The organism is Mucilaginibacter agri (genome assembly GCF_009928685.1).
GTDB classification, from domain to species: Bacteria; Bacteroidota; Bacteroidia; order Sphingobacteriales; family Sphingobacteriaceae; genus Mucilaginibacter; species Mucilaginibacter agri.
The window spans coordinates 798,026-821,635 of the sequence record NZ_WWEO01000045.1; the positions used below are offsets into that span (position 1 = coordinate 798,026).

General features: G+C 43.2%; 15 protein-coding genes. 8 read left to right on the forward strand and 7 right to left on the reverse strand.

The features are described from left to right. Nucleotides 1-17: 17 nt before the first annotated feature. Genes GSY63_RS23490 through GSY63_RS23505 form a run of 4 tightly spaced genes read left to right on the forward strand, consistent with a single transcriptional unit; the run spans nucleotide 18 to nucleotide 7,918 of the window. Nucleotides 18-3,335, forward strand: a complete 3,318-nt coding sequence (locus GSY63_RS23490; RefSeq protein ID WP_166588282.1) for a SusC/RagA family TonB-linked outer membrane protein — start codon at nucleotides 18-20, stop codon at nucleotides 3,333-3,335. A gap of 21 nt (nucleotides 3,336-3,356) precedes the next feature. Further along, on the forward strand, nucleotides 3,357-4,892 hold the full coding sequence (locus tag GSY63_RS23495) for a RagB/SusD family nutrient uptake outer membrane protein (protein WP_166588283.1): 1,536 nt from the start codon (nucleotides 3,357-3,359) through the stop codon (nucleotides 4,890-4,892). A gap of 53 nt (nucleotides 4,893-4,945) precedes the next feature. After that, nucleotides 4,946-5,812, forward strand: a complete 867-nt coding sequence (locus tag GSY63_RS23500) for a glycerophosphodiester phosphodiesterase family protein (protein ID WP_166588284.1) — start codon at nucleotides 4,946-4,948, stop codon at nucleotides 5,810-5,812. Between the two features lie 39 nt (nucleotides 5,813-5,851). After that, the gene (locus GSY63_RS23505) at nucleotides 5,852-7,918 is read left to right on the forward strand and encodes a glycoside hydrolase domain-containing protein (RefSeq protein WP_166588285.1); all 2,067 of its coding nucleotides are present in this window, start codon (nucleotides 5,852-5,854) and stop codon (nucleotides 7,916-7,918) included. Between the two features lie 211 nt (nucleotides 7,919-8,129). Here GSY63_RS23505 and GSY63_RS23510 read toward each other — a convergent pair whose 3' ends face one another. Beyond that, complete coding sequence (locus tag GSY63_RS23510; RefSeq protein WP_166588286.1) at nucleotides 8,130-8,531, reverse strand: DUF5655 domain-containing protein; 402 nt, start codon at nucleotides 8,529-8,531, stop codon at nucleotides 8,130-8,132. A 213-nt stretch (nucleotides 8,532-8,744) separates the two neighbouring features. Between GSY63_RS23510 and GSY63_RS23515 the strand changes: the two genes are divergently transcribed. Next, nucleotides 8,745-9,125 (forward strand): single-stranded DNA-binding protein, encoded by a 381-nt coding sequence (locus GSY63_RS23515; protein WP_166588287.1) that lies wholly within the window; start codon nucleotides 8,745-8,747, stop codon nucleotides 9,123-9,125. 98 nt (nucleotides 9,126-9,223) lie between these two features. Here the strand turns inward: GSY63_RS23515 and GSY63_RS23520 are convergent, their stop codons facing one another. Continuing rightward, complete coding sequence (locus tag GSY63_RS23520) at nucleotides 9,224-10,285, reverse strand: hypothetical protein (RefSeq protein WP_166588288.1); 1,062 nt, start codon at nucleotides 10,283-10,285, stop codon at nucleotides 9,224-9,226. 285 nt (nucleotides 10,286-10,570) lie between these two features. Between GSY63_RS23520 and GSY63_RS23525 the strand changes: the two genes are divergently transcribed. Further along, nucleotides 10,571-11,677, forward strand: a complete 1,107-nt coding sequence (locus GSY63_RS23525) for an acyltransferase family protein (RefSeq protein WP_166588289.1) — start codon at nucleotides 10,571-10,573, stop codon at nucleotides 11,675-11,677. A gap of 415 nt (nucleotides 11,678-12,092) precedes the next feature. Continuing rightward, nucleotides 12,093-13,055, forward strand: a complete 963-nt coding sequence (locus tag GSY63_RS23530) for a hypothetical protein (RefSeq protein ID WP_166588290.1) — start codon at nucleotides 12,093-12,095, stop codon at nucleotides 13,053-13,055. A 248-nt stretch (nucleotides 13,056-13,303) separates the two neighbouring features. Here GSY63_RS23530 and GSY63_RS23535 read toward each other — a convergent pair whose 3' ends face one another. After that, nucleotides 13,304-14,296, reverse strand: coding sequence for an MBL fold metallo-hydrolase (locus GSY63_RS23535; protein ID WP_166588291.1), 993 nt, complete (start codon nucleotides 14,294-14,296; stop codon nucleotides 13,304-13,306). A 113-nt stretch (nucleotides 14,297-14,409) separates the two neighbouring features. On the opposite strand from GSY63_RS23535, the gene GSY63_RS23540 reads away from it, so the two are divergent. Further along, the gene (locus GSY63_RS23540) at nucleotides 14,410-14,757 is read left to right on the forward strand and encodes a cupin domain-containing protein (protein ID WP_166588292.1); all 348 of its coding nucleotides are present in this window, start codon (nucleotides 14,410-14,412) and stop codon (nucleotides 14,755-14,757) included. A 260-nt stretch (nucleotides 14,758-15,017) separates the two neighbouring features. Here the strand turns inward: GSY63_RS23540 and GSY63_RS23545 are convergent, their stop codons facing one another. The 4 genes from GSY63_RS23545 to GSY63_RS23560 all read right to left on the reverse strand — a co-directional run bounded on the left by GSY63_RS23545 (nucleotide 15,018) and on the right by GSY63_RS23560 (nucleotide 23,608). Further along, on the reverse strand, nucleotides 15,018-16,955 hold the full coding sequence (locus GSY63_RS23545) for a tetratricopeptide repeat-containing sensor histidine kinase (protein ID WP_166588293.1): 1,938 nt from the start codon (nucleotides 16,953-16,955) through the stop codon (nucleotides 15,018-15,020). Nucleotides 16,956-17,148: 193 nt separating this feature from the next. Beyond that, a complete protein-coding gene (locus tag GSY63_RS23550; RefSeq protein ID WP_166588294.1) occupies nucleotides 17,149-18,708 on the reverse strand; it encodes a DUF5689 domain-containing protein in 1,560 nt (519 codons plus the stop codon). Between the two features lie 24 nt (nucleotides 18,709-18,732). After that, nucleotides 18,733-20,178: a SusD/RagB family nutrient-binding outer membrane lipoprotein gene (locus GSY63_RS23555; protein WP_166588295.1), complete on the reverse strand. Its 1,446-nt coding sequence runs from the start codon at nucleotides 20,176-20,178 to the stop codon at nucleotides 18,733-18,735. A gap of 13 nt (nucleotides 20,179-20,191) precedes the next feature. Then, on the reverse strand, nucleotides 20,192-23,608 hold the full coding sequence (locus GSY63_RS23560) for a SusC/RagA family TonB-linked outer membrane protein (RefSeq protein ID WP_243749308.1): 3,417 nt from the start codon (nucleotides 23,606-23,608) through the stop codon (nucleotides 20,192-20,194). Nucleotides 23,609-23,610 lie beyond the last annotated feature (2 nt).

A 23,610-nucleotide genomic window follows, 5' to 3' on the forward strand; every position in this document is an offset into this window, starting at 1 on the left:
ATCAATTTTTTAAAAATATGAATAAAAAGATTACTCATGATCTTTTAGCTAAGTTTTATATTCAACCGTTCTTATTCTTACTGATCATGGTGTTGTCGTTAGTTACTAACGCTGCAACACATAACACTATTGCACAGGCTGCCACCCAGATAACAGGCTTGGTTACCGACGAACGCAACCAACCGCTACCCGGCGTAACCGTTCGTATTAAAGGAACATCTAAGGGTACAACTACCGATGTTAATGGTAAATACACCATCGCAGCCGAAGAAGGTTCTGTTTTAACATACACCTTTATTGGTTACCTGCAACAAGAGGTAACGGTTAACGGCAGCAAACCAATCAACTTAAAATTAGTGCCTCAAGCCAATATGCTTAACGAGGTGGTAGCTATTGGTTACCAAACCATTCGCAAAAGCGATGTTACAGGTGCTATTTCCAGCGTTAAGGCAAGCGAGCTTAACCTTTCTGCCCCAACATTGGGTCAGGCATTGGTTGGTAAAATTGCGGGCGTACAGGTATCACAAACTGATGGTGCACCTTACCAGGGGACTAAGATCAGGGTGCGTGGTGTGGGCTCATTCAACGCAAGTTCAGATCCACTTTATGTAATTGATGGTTACCCTGCTGGTAACGATGTTTACATCAACCCTAACGATATCGAAACCATCGACGTGTTAAAAGATGCGGCTTCTGCAGCTATCTATGGTTCACGCGCGTCTGGGGGTGTGGTAATTATTACCACTAAAAAAGGTAAAGAAGGTAAAGGGAAATTCGAATACGATCTGCAAACCGGTGTTAACCAGTTGGCTAAAAAAGTAAATCTGTTAAATTCAGATCAGGCTGCACAATTGGTTATTGATGGTCGTAACAATACTTATAAAGATCTTTGGGTAAATACAGGCCACACCTGGAACGATAACATGTACTCTGATAACAACGCAACCCGTATTGCCAATGTTGGTAACGCCGGTAGCGTGAGCATCCCAGATGGTTTGTACAACTACACCACACAATCATTAATTCACCAAACCGTAAACACCGACTGGCAGGATGAATTGTACCACAACGCGTTCTTCCAAAAGCATAACCTGTCTTTCTCAGGTGCGTCAAAAGATATCCGTTACTTCGTGAGCGGTGCTTACCAAAATCAGGACGGTATTATCCATACTACCGGTCAGGAGCGTTACAATTTCCGCACCACTGTTGATGGTAATGTAAGCAAGAGATTACACGTAGGTGCAAACATCTCTTACACTCAAAACTATAACAAAGAGGTGCAGGAAGGCCGTTTTGACCACGGTCCGATTTTAGGTGCATTAATTTACATGCCTTATTTACCGGCATATAATGCAGATGGTACTTTAGCTACCAATGCCGAAGCTGCACAATCAACCGCTTATGGTTACCAGTCTATCGAAAACCCGGTAGCCCTGGCCGAGCGTACTAAAATTACCCGCAAAGGATACCGCAGCCTTTATAATGGTAATGTTTCTTACAACATTTTACCAGGCTTTGATGCCAAAGTAAACTTAGGTACACAAACCTATAACGAAAAGTATGATTACTACCTGCCGACAACTATAAGCAGCGGTGCATTTCCTCCGGGATCTACCCAATCTATCGCGGCAGCAACGGCTGCGGCACAAACAACTTCATTAGTTGACCGTCTGGGCGAGTTTACCTTAAACTACAACAAACAATTCGGCAAACACCATTTTGATGCCTTGGCGGGTTACTCTGCACAAAAAACCAGCAGCGATATCATCAGTGTTTATGCTCGTGGTTTCCAGAATGATAACATTCCCGAAATTACCGGAAAAGGTGCAGATCCAAGCAACTTTACATTGGTTACTACTGCAAACCCGCAGGCAGGTTTAGGTTTGGTACCAACCGCCAAATCTACTTACACTCTGCTTTCTTACCTTGGTCGTGTTAATTACAACTATAACAGTAAATATTTCTTAACCGCTTCGTTCCGTGCCGATGGTTCATCACGTTTCGGACCGGATAACAAATACGGTTATTTCCCATCGGTAGCTGCAGGCTGGACACTATCTGACGAGTCTTTCTACCACAATTTCCTGGGCGACCAGTCGACCGTTAAATTACGTGCAAGCTGGGGCTTAACAGGTAACTATAACATTGGTAACTACAATACCCAGCAAACTTTGGGTAGCCCTACCGGTGTTGTGTTTGGTAACAGCAGCGCTATTGCTACAGCTACTTACCCGGGTGGTATCAAAGATTCTAAGTTAAGCTGGGAGTCTACCTCACAGTATAACTTCGGTGCCGATATCGGTTTGTTTAAAGGCCGTTTATCATTAATGGCTAACTACTATTTAAGCTACTCGTACAACCTGTTGTACAACCAGCCAATTTCGGCAATATCCGGCTCTACAACAATCTTAACCAACCTTAAAGATTCTAAGATCCGTAACAGCGGTTTTGATTTCCAACTGGACGGACGTATCATTAACGAAAAAGATTTCACCTTTAACGCCAGCGGTAATATCTCTATCAACCGCAACAAAGTGGTTAAACTACCAAGCAACAACACCATTATCATTAACGGTGCCGAGCGTTCTTACTTAACCAACATTACCACACAAGGCCAGCCGGTGGGTATGTTCTATGGCTTTAAAGTAGCCGGTATGGTTACTCCGGATAACATTACCAAAGTTGCGCAATCTACAGCATCTACCAACCCTGTTAAACCGGGCGACCTGTACTTTGTAGATACCAATGGTGATGGCAAGGTTACCGATGCTGATAAAACCATTATCGGTTCGCCTTATGCAAACTTCACTTACGGTTTTGGCTTAAACTCAGCTTACAAGCATTTCGATATCGCTGCAGCATTTAATGGCTCGCAGGGTAACAAGGTATTGGATGGTCAGGATTATTACCTGTACAACATGGAGGGTTCTGGTAACCAGTATGCTGATGTTGCCAACCGATACCGCAACGCATCTGAGCCGGGTGATGGTACTGTTTACCGTGCATCTCGCGGTGGTACCCAAAGTAACAGTACCCGTTTATCAACCTTCTATTTACAGGATGGTTCGTTCTTACGTTGTACTAACATTACCCTGGGTTATACCATCCCGGTATCTCTACGCGATAAGTTAAAGATCAGCAACTTCCGTATTTATGCGAGCGTGGTAAATGCATTTACAATTACTAAATACAAAGGCTATAACCCAGAGGTAGATTACAACTACTCTAGCGGTGGCTCAAACAGTACACAACCAGCCAACCTTGCACCAGGTATCGATTATGGTGTTTACCCGCTGGTGCGTTCGTACAACCTGGGCATTAACCTAACATTTTAATAATTTTTAACAACACAAGAGATGAAGAAGAAATATATAGCTATGGCGTGCTTTGCAGCACTTGTAGTAGTGAGCTCGTCATGTAAGAAAGAGTTTTTAGAACAAAGCGACCCTAACGCAATATCTGTTGATAATAGTTTTAAATCACCTAACGATGTATTGCTGGCCGTAAATGGTATTTACCAATCGCTGCGTAGTGGTAACAATATCGGCGAAACCAGCGACTTGTGGACCGATCAGCGTTCGGACGATACCGGTACTAATGATAACCAATCTAACGCCGGCGAACCGTTCCAGTTCAACAACTTTTCGTTACTGGCAAGCAATACTTATTTAAAGGCACACTGGGTATCACTTTACGGTACCATTACCCGCGCTAATACGGTATTGAGCAACATAGATAAAGTAACTTTTACCGACCCTACCGTTAAGGCACAGTATGTGGGTGAAGCCAAATTTTTACGTGCGCTTATTTATTTTCACCTGGTGCGTTTATGGGGCGATGTGCCTTTGGTTACCAAGCAATTGGCTTCTACAGAGGTATCAGCAGCTACATTCCGCGAAAAGCAAGCTACTGTTTACGCTCAGATCGTAGCCGACTTAACAGATGTGGTTAACAACAGCAACCTGCCTAACCTGCAAACAGGCGCTGGCATTGGCCGTGCTTCTAAAGCAGCTGCAAATGCACTTTTAGGTCAGGTTTATTTAACTATGGCAACCACGCAAGATCAGGCGAACAGGGCAGCTAATTTGGCTAGCGCTAAAACCTTCCTGATGGCTGCCTACAACATGCGCACGTTTGGTGCTTTAAGCAGCATCCCTTATACTGATGTGTTTGATGTAACTAAAAAATCAACTTGCCCTGAACTGATCTTCCAGATCGTAAACAAGCAGGGTGATATTAACTACAGCTCATCAATAGCTGCAAACAACCAGGCCAAAGGCGAAACCATTAACTCGTTAAAAGCATCATCTGGTGTAGGCGGTAACGTTAAGCACGATTTAGTAAATGATTATGAAGCTAACGATCCTCGTGGTGCTTTCTCTATTAAATATGCCAACGACCCAATTGTGAAAGATTGGTTTATCACTAAGTTCCGCGATGCAAGTTCAGGCGCTTCTAACCTGGGTTACGGTGGTAACGATTGGATTTTGATGCGTTATGCTGATGTGATCCTGATGCTTGCCGAAGTAAATATGTACCTGGGCGATAACGCCACTGCAATCTCTTTCCTGGATCAGGTTCGTACCCGTGCAGGTATGCCAACTTACGCAGCGTCGATAACAAACGCAGCTTACGTTGCCAAATATCCAACCTTAAAACTGGCTATTTTACACGAGCGCCGTGTTGAATTAGCATTTGAGCACCACCGTTGGTTTGACTTATTAAGGTTCTTTACCACAGACGAGTTAGTTGCTTATTTCAAGGCTAAACCTCAGGCCGATTACGGTACGGCACTGGTAGCAAACTTTACCACTAAAGACCGCTACTACCCTATTCCGTTCGACGAATACAAACTCGATCCGGTAAAAATGTACCAGAACCCGGGTTATTAATCTTTAATTTTGAAGGAGGGGCCGGTCCCCTCCTTTTTCAATTCTATATCTGCATGAAATCTGCTATCAAACTATTCTTCTTGCCTGCAATCGCGCTCCTTTCTATTACCGCTTCGGCACAAAACAAAGTACAGGTAACCGCACACCGCGGCGATTGGCGCAATGCTCCCGAAAACTCCCTGCTCGCCTTTAAATATGCTGCAGCTATAGGAGTTGATATTGTTGAACTCGACCTTAAAAAAACCAAAGACGGCGCCATTGTAATTATGCACGACGGTACCATAAACCGCACCACCGACGGAAAGGGCAAACCCTCTGATTACACTTTTGACGAGATCCGTAAGTTTGGCCTCAGGAATGGCATTGGCCGGGTGACTAACAACCGTATCCCCACTTTAAAAGAAGTAATGCTTGCGCTTAAAGGCACCAACGTAAAGGTTAACCTCGATAAAAGCTACGACTACTATAACGAAGCTTATGACATTTTGCAGGAAACCGGAACACTGAAACAAGCCATTTTTAAATCGGAAATGCCTTACGATAGTGTGAAGAACAAATACCCGCAGTTGATAAATAAGATCATCTATATGCCGGTGGTGAGTCTGGATAAACCGGATGCCAGAAAGGTAATTACCGACTACCTGAAAAACATGAAACCGTACGCATTTGAACTCATCTTCACCAAAGACACGTCGGCGATTTTGAGCGATAATAAATTTATTACCCAAACGGGCTCGAAGGTTTGGATCAATTCTTTATGGGCGTCGCTAAACGGCGGCCACGATGACGACATGGCTGTAGAGGATAATAACAAAAAAGACAGCTGGGACTGGATTCTGGCCCATGGTGCAACCATTATCCAAACCGATAGGCCAAAAGAACTATTGGAATATCTGAAGAAGAAACAACTTCACAATTAATATCTATCTACCTATTTAGCTTTCTATATTTTCGCATCCATGAGATCTTTTCTTTCCGCGGCCTTAATTTTTATCGCTCTTTCTTTATCTGCCCAAACTAAAAAAACGCAGCCTCCTCAACCGGCCGACCTGGTTAACGTATTCGTGGGTTCATCCGGCGATCATGGGCAGATGTCGCCTGCGGCGTCATATCCCTTCAGCATGCTGAGCATTGGCCCGCAAACCTACCCTAACCTACACATGGGTTATGAGCATAAGGCCAAACAGTTTCTGGGCTTTACGCACAACCGTTTTGAAGGCGTAGGCTGCCAGGGAAGCGGTGGTAATATTATGATCACCCCATTTTTGGGCGATACTGCTTCAATACTAACCAAAGCTACCGAAAGCGCTGGCGCAGGTTATTATAATGCATCCTTTACCAACCGTATAGCGGCCAAAATTGCGGTGTACCAAAACGAGGGTATAGAAAGCTATTACTTTCCGCAAGGTAAGAAGGGGTTTAAGATAGATTTGAGCCACACGCTTGCCAACAGATTTGTAGCCGAAGAACACGAACTGCAAGCAGACGGTTTAACCGGCTGGGTGGATTCTAAAACCACGTGTAATGTGGGCACATACCGTGTTTATTATGCTATAAAATTTGATCAGCCGGTAAAGTTTAATGCGCTAAAAGAACACCAGTTATTAGCTTATCTTGCTGCTAACAGTGAACGTATTCAATTGCATATCGCATTTTCGTCTGTTGATGTGGCGCATGCAAAAGCCGCCTTAACAACGGGCAGTTTCGATCAGCTGAAATCCCAAAGCGCAACAGGTTGGAACCAGGTTTTAAGCCGAATAGAGGTTAAAGGCAACCCGGAGCGAGCAAAACTATTTTATTCGATGCTTTATCGTACGGTGCAATCACCTTATGTGGTTTCAGAGCGCGATGGCAGTTTCCGTGCAACAGATGGCACTTTACAACATACTACAGACAGCATTTACAACGGCTGGGCGATATGGGATAATTATCGTACCCAATTACCGCTATTGTCTATCGCATATCCCGACAAATACAAGTCGATAGCCACGTCAATAGCCAATCTCTACCAATACGGCAAAAAGGATTACGCCACCCAGCATGAACCCTCAAATACCGTTCGCACCGAGCATGGTATCGTAGTATTACTTGATGCTTACCGTAAGGGTTACCCGGTTGATTTTAATAAGATTTGCGATTCGTTAATTTCCGAAGTTAACAGGCTCGATTTTTCGCACCCCGATAAGGCTTTAGAATCGAGTTATGATGCCTGGGCATTATCACAAATATTGGCAGCAACTGGTAAAAAAGAGTTAGCCGATCAGTACAAACAAAAAGCTTCGGAATACAAAACCTACTGGAACAAGGATTTTAAAGACCTTACCAAACCCGATGTTGACAGGATACCTGCCCGCGGCCTTTACCAGGGAACCGTTTGGCAATACCGCTGGTTTGTACCTTTTGATGTAAAGGGTTTAATTGAACTTACCGGCGGCGAAAAAGCCTATACCAGTCAACTCGACCGATTTTTTGAGAACGATTATTACAACCACGCCAACGAGCCAGATATACAGGTTCCGCTGATGTATAATGCTTCATCGCAACCCTGGAAATCGCAGGCTATGGTGCATAAATACGCTGTGGATACCGTAGTACAATACTATTTTAATGATAACAGCCGCGGGATAGACCCATTTGTTGGCGTGATTTATCAAAACAAACCCGACACTTACGTCCGTACTATGGATGATGACGCAGGTGCCATGTCGGCATGGTTTATATTTGCTGCAAGTGGTATTTCGCCTGCTTGTGTGGGCTGGCCCATTTACTATTTAAATGTGCCGCTATTTAACGAGGTAAGCTTTAAATGGCCGGGTGGCAAACATTTTGATATACAAGTACCTAATTATAAAGAAGGCCGCAAATACATTAAATCCGTGCAGTTAAACGGCAAAACACTCAACCGTAACTGGCTAACCCATCAGGAGATTATGCAGGGCGGCACGCTCGTAATCACCGCCTCAGATGAACCTGTTAAAGATTTCGGCATTGCCAATCAGTGGGTATCAGATGTAGATATGAAATAGTGCTTTTCTATTAATTATCCTCTCGAGAGTAACAACTCCTAGTTAGACGATACTTCCAATTCCCCCCATTGGGAGGGAATTGGAAGTATTTTGCTGTAGCAGGGACGGGTTTCGTCGCAATTCGATAGCGTAAACCCCTTCCTACACGCTTCCGAGGGAGGGAATCGCATATCCCCGTGCTTTTTAACGGACCGAAGATTATTGATGGAAGCTAAAGCAACTCATACGACTCCCTTATATACTTAATCATAACAGGTTTAATGTCTTCCACTTTCGATATCCTGAAATGATTAGCATACCGGCCCGAATAAATCAAACTTTTATAGGGCATCAAATCTTTAAGCGGAGCCGTCGAATAAAACTTCACATCCAATACCGCTTTCATAGGTTTAATTACCAAAAAGGTTTGGTTGTGCACAAACACCACGCAGTTCGGCGTATTGCTTATGGCTACATTGTCCCAATCGGCAACTGCTAAAAGTAGTTTGTCGAACGCAAGCATGAGTTCGGCGCTCCGGCCTTCAAATAAAGTATCGAGGTTAACTTTTGCGCAATAGTGCGTTTGTGTTTCACTCTTTAATTCCCTCTCACACTTTGGGCAAATCCAGGTCATTTAGCTTGTTCTGATTTCGGGTTAAAATAGGATTTTATTCAGGTTTTAAATTATGTTGTGATGGCACGATTAATACTTTCTAACCACCCGCTACAATCTGCAGCTATAAACGAAACAAAACAAAGTTGCAAAAAATCTTGTTTATGCATTGACTATTAACCTCTTAAATACTAAACATATTTAATATAAACGCTCATTTAAATCAAATTAAAAATGCCTGGAATAAATAAAGCGATCCTTGTCGGCAATATTTGCCGGGAACCTGAGCTCCGATACCTACCAGGAGAGATCGCCGTACTCAATTTTATGGTGGCAACAACAGAACACATTTTTAAGAACGGTACACCCACCGAACATACCGAAAAGCACAGCGTTATTATGTGGCGAAATTTGGCTGAAATAGCCTACAAACAACTTCGTAACGGTCAGTTGATCTATGTTGAAGGTAAATTTCGTACCCGATGTGCCGAAAGCAAAGAAAACATCAGATCGTACCACACCGAAATAGTGGCGGACCATTTCAAATTACTAGGCCGCACTAAAGATTTTGACACATCTGTTCAACCTGTTCGGGAAGCTGATGCGGCGCGTTGATGCTTCTAAGCCGCTGGGGGTATTACCGGCGATGTAGAAAATTTATTCTTTTATTGAAGAGCAACAGTATTTAACACTGTTGCTCTTTTTATTTCAATCTATTTCAACAGTACTTTCCTGATCAATTGCCGGGTATCAGTAAAGTACAGGGTGCTTTCATCTTTCGATAGCGCAAGTTGTATGGGGCGTATATCGGCATAAACCCCTACACCATCGTGCGCGTCAAAGGGTTTACTCGGGCCGCTAATGTATTGCAGTTTTCCGTCTACAATCCTTTTCAGCGCAGCATCGTCAACAATATAAAGGGTTCGGCCATCCTTAGTACCTACTATGCAGTTAATATTGCTAAACGTAAGATCTCTGAAAATGCGGGTGAATACACCCGATGGTGTAAGCTTATAAATGCTTTTGTAATTCATCACAATGTATCTTACCCCATTGTATCCAATGTAAAAAGTTCTTACATCCGGGCCATTTCCTACGGTTGGATCACGATATACCGAATCTCTTGGCCAATTAATCTCATCGGTACCCAGATACCCTTGCGGACTGATTTTAAACTTCTGAATCATACTGTTGCCCGTATTTAAGTTAACGCCGCTAACCCAAACGTCGCCTGTGATCTTATCTGTTTGCAGATCATCATAATCATATGATCTTCTGGTAGCATTGGTATTATTGCTCGAGGCCGGCGCAAAGGGTGGTGTAAGCGCCTGGCCATTGGGTTTCACAATCCACATATTATTAAACGCGACAACCCCCACGGTATTTATTGTAAGAATATTTATAGTACCGTCTTTTTGCACCCTTACACGCATCGGCGAGTGCAATGCAAAGCCGTTATCGGGAGAGTTTGGAATAGGCACCGTTGTTACAACACCTGCCGGTGTAACCTTGCGGATCAGGCTTGCATTCTGATCGGCAACATAAAGATTGCCGTCATCGGCCAAATCCAACCCGTTGGCAAATTGAAAGTGCTCTCCGGTTTTGCCCGCAATGGTTTGAATGGTCAAAGGCAAAGTTGTACCCGCAGCGATTGCAGCCTGGGCTTCGGGCGATGCCGCCTCAACGTTGTTTGGTTTACCCGATAATTCTTCTGTTTTTTTGCAGCCGGCTATGCTTAAGCCAAGCAATGCAACTAGTAAAATTTTAGATTTCATAGATATGGCTTTAATAATTTAAGCTGGTGGAGTAGGAAAGCAAGTGAGGGGGCTTTGCCGGGAAAAGCAAGATCTATAATTGGTTAATTCAAAGCTATAGAAGATACGCAGCAATTGGGGCGGGCGTTTACTATTATGCTAAAAATGAGAAATTGTGTATAAATGTGAGTAATTTTTCACACCTGAGCTCACGCAATCTTTTGTCTTGTAGACTAGTTTACAACCCATTCTTTTTTATATTTTGCGCCCGTTTTTAATTTACTGACCTTACATCTTCTATTATTAATGAACAATAATGAGCTGGCCCCCAAGCCACATTACCCCATATTAGACGGCCTTCGCGGTGTCGCAGCTATAATAGTTGTAACATTTCATTTGGCAGAGCCCTTATCAACCAGTCATTTAGATAACCTGGTCAATCATGGCTACCTGGCGGTAGATTTTTTCTTTTTGTTATCGGGTTTTGTGATTGGTTATGCTTACGACGACCGCTGGCCTAAAATGACCGTTGGCAGTTTTTTTAAACGCCGTATCGAACGCCTTCAACCAATGGTGGTTTTGGGGATGACTCTCGGGGCAATCGGATTCTATTTCACAGACTCTACACTGTGGCCGCTCATTCATACCGTCCCACTATGGAAAATGCTGGTGGTGATGCTGATTGGTTATACTATTCTTCCTGTGCCCCTATCGCTCGACATTCGGGGTTGGGAAGAGATGCATCCGTTGAATAGTGTTGGATGGTCGTTATTTTTCGAATACATTGCCAACATTCTTTATGCTATATGGATCAGGAAGTTTTCTAAAACGGCATTAGGTATCCTGGTGGGTATTGCCGCAATCGCACTTGCGCACCTGGCCATAACAAACGGCGACGTAGGCGGCGGCTGGACCTTAAATGTGGAGCAGGTACGCATCGGTCTAACGCGTACAATGTACCCCTTCTTTGCAGGTCTGCTACTTTCGCGCATAGTGAAGCCTACTCAAATAAAAAATGCCTTTTTATTGTGCAGCCTTTTAGTTGCTTTAGTGCTTTATATGCCGCGCATTAGCGGTGCTGAGCATATTTGGTTGAACGGCATCTACGAATCTGTGTGCATCATCATCGTTTTCCCTCTCATCGTTTACCTGGGCGCAAGTGGTGTAATGCAAACTACAAGAGAGAATAGAATATGCAAATTCCTGGGCGATATCTCCTATCCGCTCTATATGGTACACTACCCGCTGGTATATTTTTACGTTGCCTGGATAAGTAACCATAAAGGAACAACCATTGTGCAGGCCTGGCCTTATGCCTTACTCATTTTAACAAGCGCCGTAGTTTTAGCCTACGCCACATTGAAATGGTATGATGAGCCGGTTAGGAAATGGTTGCGAAAGAAGCTCGGGTAGTTTAGAATATGTTTGGTATTTAGGCATAATCAGTTTACCGCAAGGGAGACCCTTGCGGTAACGAGCGGGACCCTTGCGGGAGCAGGAGGAGACATCTTTTCTAAATCCGATTCCAATTCATCAATCTTATTACTAAGCATTTTTTGAATCGCATCCCTGATTTCCTGTGTACTCTTATTTGGAACTCCGCTTGTTTCTACCACTGTTTGGTACTTTAGCTATACCTTTTTGAAATTTACCCATCTCTATAATTCCTCTATTTTATCATAAATATTAGATGCTATATGTATGAAGATAAAGATTGATTTAACACCAATGTTAATTATCAACCAGTGTTAAAAACTCAATCAAAAACCGTTTGATTTAATTGGTATCTTTAAGTATAAATTTAATCAACCATTTAATTATCAATAAAATGCAAAAATTGAACGACCTAATAAATAAGCCATCAGTGATTAGTTATATCGAAAACAACCTTGAATTGTTGGACAGTAAACTTTCTGCCTTAAAAGCCCTTGAAACAAAAGAGTTAGATAAATACAACTTTCAAAAAGCAATAGAAACCTTTTATTCAATATTTGCAAGAGTTCCACTTTTGGTAAATGAATTATCTGAAATCTCGATTATGAGAAGTAGGAAAAATATGAACGGGGAAATATTTTCTAACCAGCAGGAAATTTCATACAATATAGAAAAGCCTGAAGTTATAGGTTTAGGACGATTTAACCGAATTGGAGAACCCTTATTTTATGGTTCGTTACCAACTGAATCTAAGGAAGAAAACAATGTCTTATCTTGTGTCTTAGAGGGATGTAAAGAACTTTCTGACAAACATAATCCTATAGGGATACAAGATGTTACTGTAGGTAAATGGAAAATCACTACTCCGCTACAGGTAATCAATCTATGTGTAGATGATTTTCATCTACAAAGTAATCCAGAATTCAAGCAAACAATTAACAAGTTTCTTAATGAAATTGAAAGTTGTTTCTCAGAAAAAGCTGGCAGATGGTTAGTAGAATTTTATAAATACATTTCCCTATTAAACAGAACTGAGGGTGACAATCTTTATTACTTGTCAGTAGCGATGTTCACCGCTATGAAACTTTACTACAGAAGAATAGTTGGCGTTGAAATTAACGGAATTATGTATACAAGTGCAATGACTGAGGGCAAAGGACTAAACATAGTTCTATCTCGGAAATCAATAGACAATTGTCTAACGTTGGATATTGTTGTAATGTATCGATACTTTTTAGAAACATTCACCAAAGAAACTTACTTAGCATACCCAATTAGTTCAATTGCAAAAGTAAAGGACAGAAAATTTATGTTAACGAATTTAACAATCAACGCAAAGCTTAAAAAAGCAAATTAAATACTATTATCTTTAGTTCTGTTATACCAGCTACAGACAACAGTAAAGAATTCTCTTATGCAAGTTGAGTAACTACTGTTAAATTGCTAGGGTATCCATAAATGAACCATCGACATGGTGCCCCCTTCGCTACCGCAAGGCTCTGCCTTGTGGGTGTAAATATCTACAGTTACTGCTAACGGGTGAATTGACCCTATAAATTACATTCCCACTTCAACCGATGGAAGTATCACAGCACCATCTCCCCCTCACTTCTTAAAATAAGCATTTGGCCCTTTTCCCATGGTAAGCATGCCTGCTACGAAACCATTTTGAAGATCAAAAGTAGCACCAGTGGAACCGACGATACATTCGCCACGCTTGAGATCGGCCCAGGTACGGATTTGATAAACGGGTTCGATGCCTGTGCAATGGGCGCCCATAAAATAACGTACCCCAGCTTTTTTCAGGGCCTCTGCAGTCCACTTAATTTGCTCATCGCTACTGGCTAGCAGGTGAAAGCCTCCAATTGCCGCATATATAGGTTGGTCTTGGAAGTGTTTTTGAACTGCAGTCAAAAGATTTACGGTACCGCTATGCCCACAGCCGGTTAGGGGAATTAACCCTTTGGTGGTTCGGATTACCATCGACATATCTTCGGGTACGGTATCGGGCACAATAGTTCCGTTCTTATAAACTCGTTTTAAGGTAGGTGGATAGTTCTTTTCTGGATAGATTCGGGGTACATCGTTCCCCGTTAAAAAAACGCCGGGAGCAATCTCTTTCCAGGTTTTCAGTTCGACGATCTTACCGCCCGATTGTACGTAAGCAGCCGAATCTTTCCGATTACTAAACATTGGTCCCTTGGGGGTTATCCGGCCGTCGAAGAATCCGGGAGCCACATAAGTGAGCGACATGGCCGAAGGGTTTATAGCGCTCATCTCCTGCCGCAAAGGCAGCCAACCCGACGTATGATCGTCGTGCCCGTGGCTGAAGGCAATTATAGGTACTTTAGAAAGATCGATGCCCAGATCTTTGGCATTATCCAACACCACATGCCTAGTACCGCCCGAGTCGAAAAGTATTTTACTACTGTCTGATTCAATAAGCGCCGAAAAACCCCAGTCGCCCGTGCCTTCTTGAGCCAGCATGGTACTCAAAATGGTAATTTTCAGATCTTTTACTACATGAGCAGCTGGCTGCTGTGCTTTCAATACGATACTAAAAACGCAAAGGGCAAACAGTAGGTAAATCTTTTTCATAGATTGCTAATGAGTTAACTTAAAGGTAATGATTATAATATCAAATGGATAGCATACTAAATGCTGCAAACAATAGCCGCTGAAAATAGTTACCCAAACACAACCCAACCGCTATGAGCATCTCTCCTACCAACATCACCGACCTAAATCAGTACATCGGAAAAACTTTTGATGGTTATAAAAACGTTTCCCTGGCAGATGTAAATGATCATGTGGTGCGGATGGGCATCATGACCGAAGATTTCTACTGGCACTATCACCCCAATTCCGACGAAACGTTTATCGTTATCGACGGTATACTCTTAATCGATCTTGAGACGGAAACGATTGAATTGGATAAAGGACAGATGATCACCATCCCTAAAAACATGCCGCATCGCACCCGCCCCAAAGGTGCGCAATCCATTAATTTAACGATAGAGCTCGCGGCAATGGAAACCGTACGACTGGAAGAAAAATAAACGAGTTAGCAGAATTATGTACTGGAACTAATTTCAATAATCCGCTGGCGGAACATTGACATCGAAAAAGACTTAAAAGTCATTAAAAGTGGTGCATCGATGTTCTATTGCAAACATAAAAAAAATACATAAACCAATAACAATCAGCTTAATAACCGCTTCATCTAAAGTAAAAATGACTTTTAAGTAGGAACACAGTGGAACATGTGGTGCAATGCACCACATGTTCCACCAAAGCAAAAATCCCGCTAATTTTGGCGCTATTGAAGCAACTCTTCCGATATCCCGGATTCGAAGATAACTCTTGGGATTATCTCTGAAATAAATTCAACCTTGATATAGGTCCCCACCCGGCTTTCAATCATAAGCGAGGCGTCTATTTGCTTCGCCAGGCCCTTCATCAACATCATGCCCATTGATTCGGAATTTTTCAACGAGAAATCAGCGGGCAACCCTTTACCGTTATCGTAAATTTCTAGGATAACTTTTTGCTTGTCGCCGTTGGTGAGTACAATGTTAATTGCGTTATTTCCACCCTCTGTAAAGGCATGTTTAACGGCATTGGTTACTGCTTCATTAACAATAAGACCTATGGGGATAGCTTGCGAAATATCGAGCGTTAACCCGTCAAAGGACTTTATAAATCGGATGTCCTTATCCTTTACCACACTATCTTTCAAGTAGGCTGTCAACTCCTCCAAATAATCTTGAACATTTACCGTTGACACGCCCTCTGTTTTATATAATTTTTGATGGATGATAGACATCGCTTGCATGCGGTGGGCGCTTTCGTCGATGGCGTCTATGGCTTCTTTATTACTTAAATGCCTTGCCTGCGTATTGAGCAGGCTCACCACAATCTGAAGGTTATTTTTAACTCGATGATGAATTTCTTTTACCAACCACTCCTTCTCTTCCAAGAGCCGGTTCAGCGATCGGTTTTTACTGTTGATCTCCTTATTATTCTTATTTTTAAGCTTGTATTGGTTATAAAGCAAAATTAAGATGACTAGCAAAACAGCTACCCCGGCCAGGGTAATATTTCGATACAGCACCGAGGTTTTGAGCTGCATTTTCCGCTTGTTGTTCAGGTAATCCAGCTCTTTAATGCGGGCTTTCGATTTACTGAGTTCATATTTCCCTTTAAGTGTCTCGATGTTTTGCGACATCTTTTTAAAGAAAAAACTATCAGCAAGGGCATACTGCCTGTCCTTAGTTTCCAGGGCCATTTTATAGTTGCCCTGCGATTTATATAACTCGGACAAGTATTCTAAAAAGCGGATCTCCTGTTTAGGGATCTTTTGAGCCCGGGCCAGCAAAACAGCTTCGGTTAAATAATAGATTGCTTTATCAGGATTGGTTTTAGTATAGGTTTTTGATAGTGCCAACAACGACTGCAACTCGCGCAAATAATTGCCAATGGCCTTAGAGCGTGCCAATGCCAGTTCCTGAAACTTAACGGCTTTCGCGATCTGGCCTTGCCTGGCGTAAACACCTGCAAGGTTATTTAGCAAGTTGATATTCAGACCCTGGTATTCGGGCTTCTGGCTTAGTTCAAGTCCTTTTTTTAGATAGTATTCTGCTTTTTTAAAATCATTGAGTCGGGTATACACTACGCCGAAATGGTTGTAGATATTCAACGAAATGTTAGAGAAAGGCAATTGCTGATTAAATCCTTCGGCTGTGATAAGATATTGCAAGGCGGGTTGATCTTTGTGCTGATCGAGATAAGCCCATGATATGCTATAATTGGCCTCCATCATACCGTACTTATCTTTTACAAGCTCTGAGTTTCTCAGCGCATTCAAAAAATCATCTATGGCTTTGTCATAATTACCGTTCCTTAATTTAACTACCCCCAGCCTGATCAGCGTACTTGCGATGTCTTTCTTCGAATCCAATGCCCGAAAGATCTCTAACGAATGTTGGTATTCTGCTTCCGAATCGTCAAACCTGCCATCATTATCATCAATCATCCCTTTCTGAAGCAATATTTTGGCAACACCGGCACTGTCGCCTTTAGAACGCGCTAAGATTAACGCCTGCTTACAGAAATATTTTGCCGAGTCTGGTTTCAGGTAACGGTAATGCTTTATAAGCTGTTCATATTTTGCGATGTTATTTTTGTCATCGGGCTTCTGAGCCGAAACAGTGTTGACAAAAAGAACCAGTAGAAAAAAAGCAAACTTTCGAATCATGGGCGGGGGTCTTTATCACGTACAACGCTTTAATCTACCGAAAATCGGGGAATTTTTCCAATCATGCTCTAATCATTTGTCATTTATACAGTTTTAAGCTCAGAATCAACTCAAAAGATTTAAAGCAAAAAAGGCCGCCGGCAATAATACCAGCAACCTCTGACCGAATTATACGGCCTTCAAATTGAACTTCTTATTTTGTTGATACCGCCGTAACATCGACACCACTTTCAATGTCCGGTAAGGCCGATGTGGTAGTCATGGTGTAATACACAAACTTCCGCGGTGCAAGCCATACTTTATTGGTCATATCAAAACTACCGCCCAGTTTCACAAATATGCCGGCGTCGGCAGGCGTACTGTGTGGAATTACGTAGGTATTTGAGCCCTGATAAATGAACGGCTGCGCTGCCGAAGTTGTTGGATCCTGTACATGATAATGATCGTTATCACACACGCGGTACCCCTTACCTGTGGTAGCATTGTAAATGGTGGTTACTCCAGTTCCGCCAAATAGAACAAAATCTGCCGGAATAGAAGTTTCTGTAACACTTGTACCCACAAATATGGCGATGCCGCCCGCATTGCCACTGTTAGGTAAGAGTCCCGAACTCATACTTCCGAAACCATCGCCATCGTTGGTTACATAAGCAATGCTTCTGATCCAGTTGGCCGAGCTAATGTCTGTTGTGTTGGGACCATTGATTTTTTTGTTACTTCCGCCTACATAGAAGAAATCTCCTTGCTTAACCTTGCCGCTGGTTAGGTTAAACTTATAGGTACGGCCGCCACCTGTAGCCCAACCTGCGCCTGGCGCATCGCCGGCATTGGGTGCTGCGGTACCTGCATTAGTACAGGTTACCACGGCCATTGGGGTTTTAGAGAAATCTATGTTCTGCGTGGCCCTAAACTGGAAGTATTCGTAATTACCGTCGGCGCCTTTAGAGTCATTAACATAACCGGTAATAATTACAGGGTTGGGACCTAATGAGCCATCTGGATCCACGGGTTTTACGACATCGGTAATATCGGCGCCTGTGCGTGGCCAAACCTGTAATAAGGTTTTACCTGCCGTATTCTGACTGCTAATCAAGATTCCCGCAAATGTAGCGCTCGACGGTATAGCTGCACCCGCATAACTGGCTGTCGCTTCGGTATGTAATACGATACTGTCCGCACCATTCACCAGATACTTTTCACCTGCAAAAGTATCGCCAAATTTAGGTGCGGGCATTACGGTAGCAGCTTTAATTTGCACGAGGGTACTCTCATATTGATCGGGATTGCTTTTAATCGTATAGCTTGAAACAGCACGTACCGTAACCGGATTCTGCGACGAAACCTTTGTTATGGCAGCCGGCGTTAACCCCGTTATCTGTAGCGCCCCGTTAACTTTTTTCAATACCGTACCTTCAACCTTAACTACAAGGGAATCGCCAGAATGATAGGTTAACGAAGTGGCCCCCAAAGCAAGCATAATACCTCTCACCATAGATCGTCTCGAGTTTTGAAGTATTACCACATCTTTAGGCACATTACCCGAATCGGGATTGGAGATAACTGTACCGACAATTTGTGTAGCGCCTTCCATTTTTTCGGAGGTGAGCGTCAGATCGGTACCTTTGTAAAGGCTCCGCAAATCGCCCACCGCTATGATTGGGCTTAACTCACCTTCCGCATAATCGTGCTTCTTACAGGCTCCGATTACCAGTATGGCAAGGCAGAAAATAACATATAAAATTTTAGTTTTCATTTCGAATATCTTTTGTGGTTGTGATTATTGTTTCTGCCACCAAACCTGTGTACTGATGTTATCCGGCCCCTGTGCGGCTACAGCAGCGTTGTAATTATCTCCATTGGTTGATTGCACATAAACCGGGTAATTTAAACGTGCAGGCATTACACCATTATTTTTCAAACCCGCACCTTTTGGTAATATTGGGTGACCTGTACGGCGATACTCAAACCACGATTCCAGATCGGTAAAAAACAACGCATAATATTTTTGCTTGTGAATCAATTCCATCTGCTGATCGAGTGTATAGCTATTATCCCATTTTACCTGCTGGTAGGTTAGGTAATTGGCAGGCACGGCATATCCCCATAAAGTAATATCATTGGTAACGCCCGTCTCGTAATAAGCTTGGGCTGTTTTACTTGTAATCCAGCCTTTTGCAGCGGCCTCGGCAAGAATAAACTGCAACTCAGAATAGTTCATCACGTTGCCTAGCAACGCTTCTGTTTGTAATGAAGTTGGCAGGGTCGATTTCTTTTGAAGCACTTGCCCTACCGGGTAACCGCTTGGCACCCCCGCATATTCGCCATCAAACAGGGTTGACCATTTACCTATCCTAGGGTCGCTCCAGGCGTTCAAATTGTCGACAAAGAAACTGGCCAAACCTGGTGTGTACCAGTCGGCTGCACGCCAGGTAGCAAACGGCGAAACATAAGGTGCAACACCATTCCATTTGAGTATCGCCGAATCGTCATTACTGCCCATTAGCGGATAGGTAGCTGGACTGATATCAACCATTTGTTTGATCTTAGTTGCCACATCCATTTCAGATTTGGCCGAAACTCTCAACAGCAAACGCAGATAAAGCGAGTTACCAAACTTACGCCAGTTAGCCGCCACACCTTTGTACAAGGGGTCGCTTGATGCAGAAACGTTTGTGCCGGAAGCCAGTAATTTATTCGCCTGCTCCAGCTTATTGAACAGATCGAGGTAGATATCTTTCTGTTTATCAAAAGCTGGGGTAAACAAACCGTCTTTAGCCTTTATAGCATTAAAGTACGGGATATCGCCATAAGTGTCGGTAAGCATAGAGAAAACCCAAGCCTGGCATATCAAAGCGACACCCTGATATGTTGGACTTGCAGTTTCTATCCCTCCGTCATAGATATCTTTTAGATTGGTGAGTTGCAGATACCAACTGTTCCATAAATAGTCGGCTTCCGATTTTACGATATCGTAACGAAAAATCTTTCCGTCGGTATCGCCCATGTTAACGGTAACCTGCATTAACTCGTTGGTAACGCGTTGGCTGCGGCTCATATTGGCAGATACGATATTGGCAATGGCCGGAGCCAACAAGGCTTGTGGCAAGGCATGCTCGCTGGTATTGGGGTTGGTGTTCATATCCTCAAACCCCTTTTTGCAGGAACTTGTAGAAAAGCACACCAGTGCAGTTATAAGATAAATTATTGATGTATATTTTTTCATGACGTGTATCCTGTTAAATGCCTAATACTAGATTGAAACCCACTGTGCGTGTGGAAGGGAATTGTCCCAATTCAAAACCCTGATTGATATAGCCGTCGTTAAGGGTACCAAATTCCGGATCGAAGCCTGGCCACTTGGTGATCATAAACAGATCCCGACCGTATACCCCGAGGGTAATTCGATGTAAGCCCAAACGGCTTAACTGTCGGCCTGTAAAAGTGTAATCGAAACGTGCTTCGCGAAGCTTAACAAAGTCGGTAGAATAGGTTGTGCCTTCTACGTTGTCTCTGCCGTAATGCGTAGTATAGTAATTGGTTAAATCTTGCGCAACCACGTCATTTGGGCGATAAGTGCCGTCAGGGTTTTGGATAACGCCCTTACCGATAATGCCATTGTAGCGACCCGGCAAAGTGTTGGTAGTTTTACCTTGCTCGGCCAATACAGCCGAAGTGAGTGAATAAGCAACAGCACCATACTGTGCATCAACCAAAAAACTGAAGCTGAATTGTTTGTAATTAAACTGGTTGCCAATGCTGCCTTTCCATTTAGGATTGGTGTTGCCGATGTACTTCATATCGGTTGTAATAACCGGGTAGCCGTTTTGATAAACGATCTGCCCATCAGGCGAGCGTTGGTAGCCACGGCCATATAAGTCGCCCATACTGCCGCCAACTGTGGCAATTATCGCTCCCCTACTACCCGGGCCACTTTGCAGGGTTAAGCTTTTAAGGCTATCCGTTAGAGATAGGATTTTGTTACGGTTAGCCGAGAAGGTGGTATTAATGCTCCAGCTAAAAGATTTTGTTCTGATAGGGATACCATTAGCAGCAATCTCGATACCACGGTTTTGTACGGCGCCCGCATTGATGATAGCTGCGCTCACACCCGACGACCTATCTACTGTTGCAGTAAGAATCTGGTCTTTGGTTTTACTTTGATACACAGCAACATCGAAACCTAAGCGGCTGTTAAACATGCGCCACTCTGTACCTAACTCGTAGCTGGTTGTAAATAACGGTTTTAGGTTTAAATTAGCTAGCGTGGTTGGGTTAGCCAAACCTCCCGGAAAGGTACTGACTGATGTATAGGCATATGATGTTAAGTATGGCGTCTGCCTGCCACTACCTACACCCGCTATAGATCCACGTACCTTGGCGTAAGATATAGCTTTAGGCAAAGTAAACATCTCCGATAAAATAGCACTCGCATTCACCGATGGGTAAAAGAACGATACGTTATTGGTAGAAGTGGTGGTAGCCAGTACGCTGTTCCAGTCGTTACGGCCGGTAACATCTAAAAACAGGTAATTTTTATAACTGGTTGCCAACATACCATAAAAGCTGTTGATGGCATATTCGCTTTTATAAGGCAAAGCTGTTAACACGCCTGCCTTGTTAGCTAACGTATAAATGCCTGGGTACAACAACGAGTCGGCTCTTAGCTCATCTTTGTTGTAGGTATTTTTTAACATGCTTCCGCCTGCTGTTAAGGTTACGTCAAAGTCTTTCTTAATCGTCTTGTGATAGCGTATCAAGAAATCGTTTGTGATTTCCTGCGAGAAAATGCTTTGGGTACGATACATACCTTTGGTAAACTTCTCGGTATCATAAGGGCGTTGCTCGGTACGTTGATCGTATGCAAAATCCATTGCGGTACGAACCATCACGCTCAGATCTTTGGTGAAGTTATAAGTAGCCTGAATATTACCTGTTAATGCATTACGGTTTAAGGTATTTGGCATTTCGTTAGCAATCAGATAAGGGTTATCCGGGTAACTGCTGAAAGGATAGCTTTGCTTGATATTTTCCTGTCCTGGCAACCAGTAATCCTTCAACCAATTAACATCAGCATTGGGTTCCCAAAACATATTCCAGTACATGATCGACTGGTTGTTGTAACCGGTAGCGGGCAGGTTATCGCTGGTTTTATTGGTGTAGTTAACGTTGGTTGAGATCTTTAATTTATCGGATACCTTTTGATCAACCGCTACTGTTACCGTGTTTCTTTTGTAACCTGTGTTAGGGATGATCCAGTTATTATTAACGTTGGTTGCCGAAAAGCGTGCCGATGTTTTATCGGTACCCCCACTTAAGGTAACGCTGTTGGTAAAGGTTTTGCCAGTCTCGAAAAAGTCTTTGCGCGCATCCGGATAGGCTACCCAAGGCGTACGTGTAGTACCTCCTGTATGGGTAACGGGATCATATTGAAAAAACGATTGTCCGTCAAACTTCGGCCCCCAGGCAGAGCTGGTGCTACGTGTACTTGCGCCATCGGCAGTAGCACCGAAGGAGTAATAATTATCGCCATCCACACCCTGTCCGTATTGATACTGAAAATCGGGCCAGCGAGAGATGGTTTCAACGGCTGTATTAGAATTGATCGTAACATTGACCTTGCCGTCTTTAGACTTGCCCGATTTGGTAGTGATGATGATAGCACCGTTAGCACCGCGCTGGCCATATAATGCTGCGGCACCAGGACCTTTGAGTACCGTAACAGATTCAATGTCTTCGGGATTAATATCGTTTAAGCCACTGCCAAAATCTACCGGCGAATCGCTATCCAAATACGCAGCGCTACCGCTACCTGTTGTGCGTCCGCTACCGTTGTTAATTACTACCCCATCAACAACAATCAAGGCTTCGTTCTCTCCGGTTAAGTTGCTCTCGCCGCGTAACACAATACGGTTTGATCCGGTTGGGCCGCCGTTAGAACGGATAAGGTTTAAACCAGCCACTTTACCAGATAAAGCGTCAGTCCAGTTGTTTGATAAAGCCTTGGTCAACTGCTCGCCTTTTACAACGGTTGCAGCATAACCCAAAGCTTTTTCATCACGCTTTATACCTAAGGCCGTAACAACAACCTCATTAAGTGCAGTTGTAGAGGCATCCATAATAATGGTAATGCCGGCCGTATTTTTGTCGTAGGTTTGAGATTGTGGCCCAAAGCCAATCATGGAGAAATTAACCTTGCCACCTTTAGGTAACTGAATGGAGAATTTACCGTCCCCGTTAGATGAACCTAGTGATTTTTTAGCCGCATCTGTAATGGTCACTCCTGTTAAGGGCAATTTATCATCCGATGAGATGATGTTACCACTTACATTGATCATTGCTAATTTCCTGATCACCAGGTTACCATCAACGTTTTTAAGGCCTAAACCCGCTTGTTGCAATTGGTTAACTAATTGATCAAAGGACACATTCTCCGAAGAAAGGTTAATCATCTTCGCCATGTTCACGTCGGCATCAAAGGCAACTTTGTAATGGTAGGTGCTTTGCAACTTATCTACAATGGCTTGTACACTTAGCTGCTTTTGGGCAAAGCTAAACTGGTTGGAATTACTTTGTGCCCTCAACTGCGCCGAAGCAAACAGCATTAGCAGGCATATCAATCCCCTGAATTGTTTAAGTAAAGTTTTAGGAATCATCG

Coding starts and splice junctions, on each gene's coding strand:
- GSY63_RS23490 (WP_166588282.1), top strand. CDS start 18: ATGAATAAAAAGATTACTCATGATCTTTTAGCTAAGTTTTATATTCAA.
- GSY63_RS23495 (WP_166588283.1), top strand. CDS start 3,357: ATGAAGAAGAAATATATAGCTATGGCGTGCTTTGCAGCACTTGTAGTA.
- GSY63_RS23500 (WP_166588284.1), top strand. CDS start 4,946: ATGAAATCTGCTATCAAACTATTCTTCTTGCCTGCAATCGCGCTCCTT.
- GSY63_RS23505 (WP_166588285.1), top strand. CDS start 5,852: ATGAGATCTTTTCTTTCCGCGGCCTTAATTTTTATCGCTCTTTCTTTA.
- GSY63_RS23510 (WP_166588286.1), bottom strand. CDS start 8,531: ATGACCTGGATTTGCCCAAAGTGTGAGAGGGAATTAAAGAGTGAAACA.
- GSY63_RS23515 (WP_166588287.1), top strand. CDS start 8,745: ATGCCTGGAATAAATAAAGCGATCCTTGTCGGCAATATTTGCCGGGAA.
- GSY63_RS23520 (WP_166588288.1), bottom strand. CDS start 10,285: ATGAAATCTAAAATTTTACTAGTTGCATTGCTTGGCTTAAGCATAGCC.
- GSY63_RS23525 (WP_166588289.1), top strand. CDS start 10,571: ATGAACAATAATGAGCTGGCCCCCAAGCCACATTACCCCATATTAGAC.
- GSY63_RS23530 (WP_166588290.1), top strand. CDS start 12,093: ATGCAAAAATTGAACGACCTAATAAATAAGCCATCAGTGATTAGTTAT.
- GSY63_RS23535 (WP_166588291.1), bottom strand. CDS start 14,296: ATGAAAAAGATTTACCTACTGTTTGCCCTTTGCGTTTTTAGTATCGTA.
- GSY63_RS23540 (WP_166588292.1), top strand. CDS start 14,410: ATGAGCATCTCTCCTACCAACATCACCGACCTAAATCAGTACATCGGA.
- GSY63_RS23545 (WP_166588293.1), bottom strand. CDS start 16,955: ATGATTCGAAAGTTTGCTTTTTTTCTACTGGTTCTTTTTGTCAACACT.
- GSY63_RS23550 (WP_166588294.1), bottom strand. CDS start 18,708: ATGAAAACTAAAATTTTATATGTTATTTTCTGCCTTGCCATACTGGTA.
- GSY63_RS23555 (WP_166588295.1), bottom strand. CDS start 20,178: ATGAAAAAATATACATCAATAATTTATCTTATAACTGCACTGGTGTGC.
- GSY63_RS23560 (WP_243749308.1), bottom strand. CDS start 23,608: ATGATTCCTAAAACTTTACTTAAACAATTCAGGGGATTGATATGCCTG.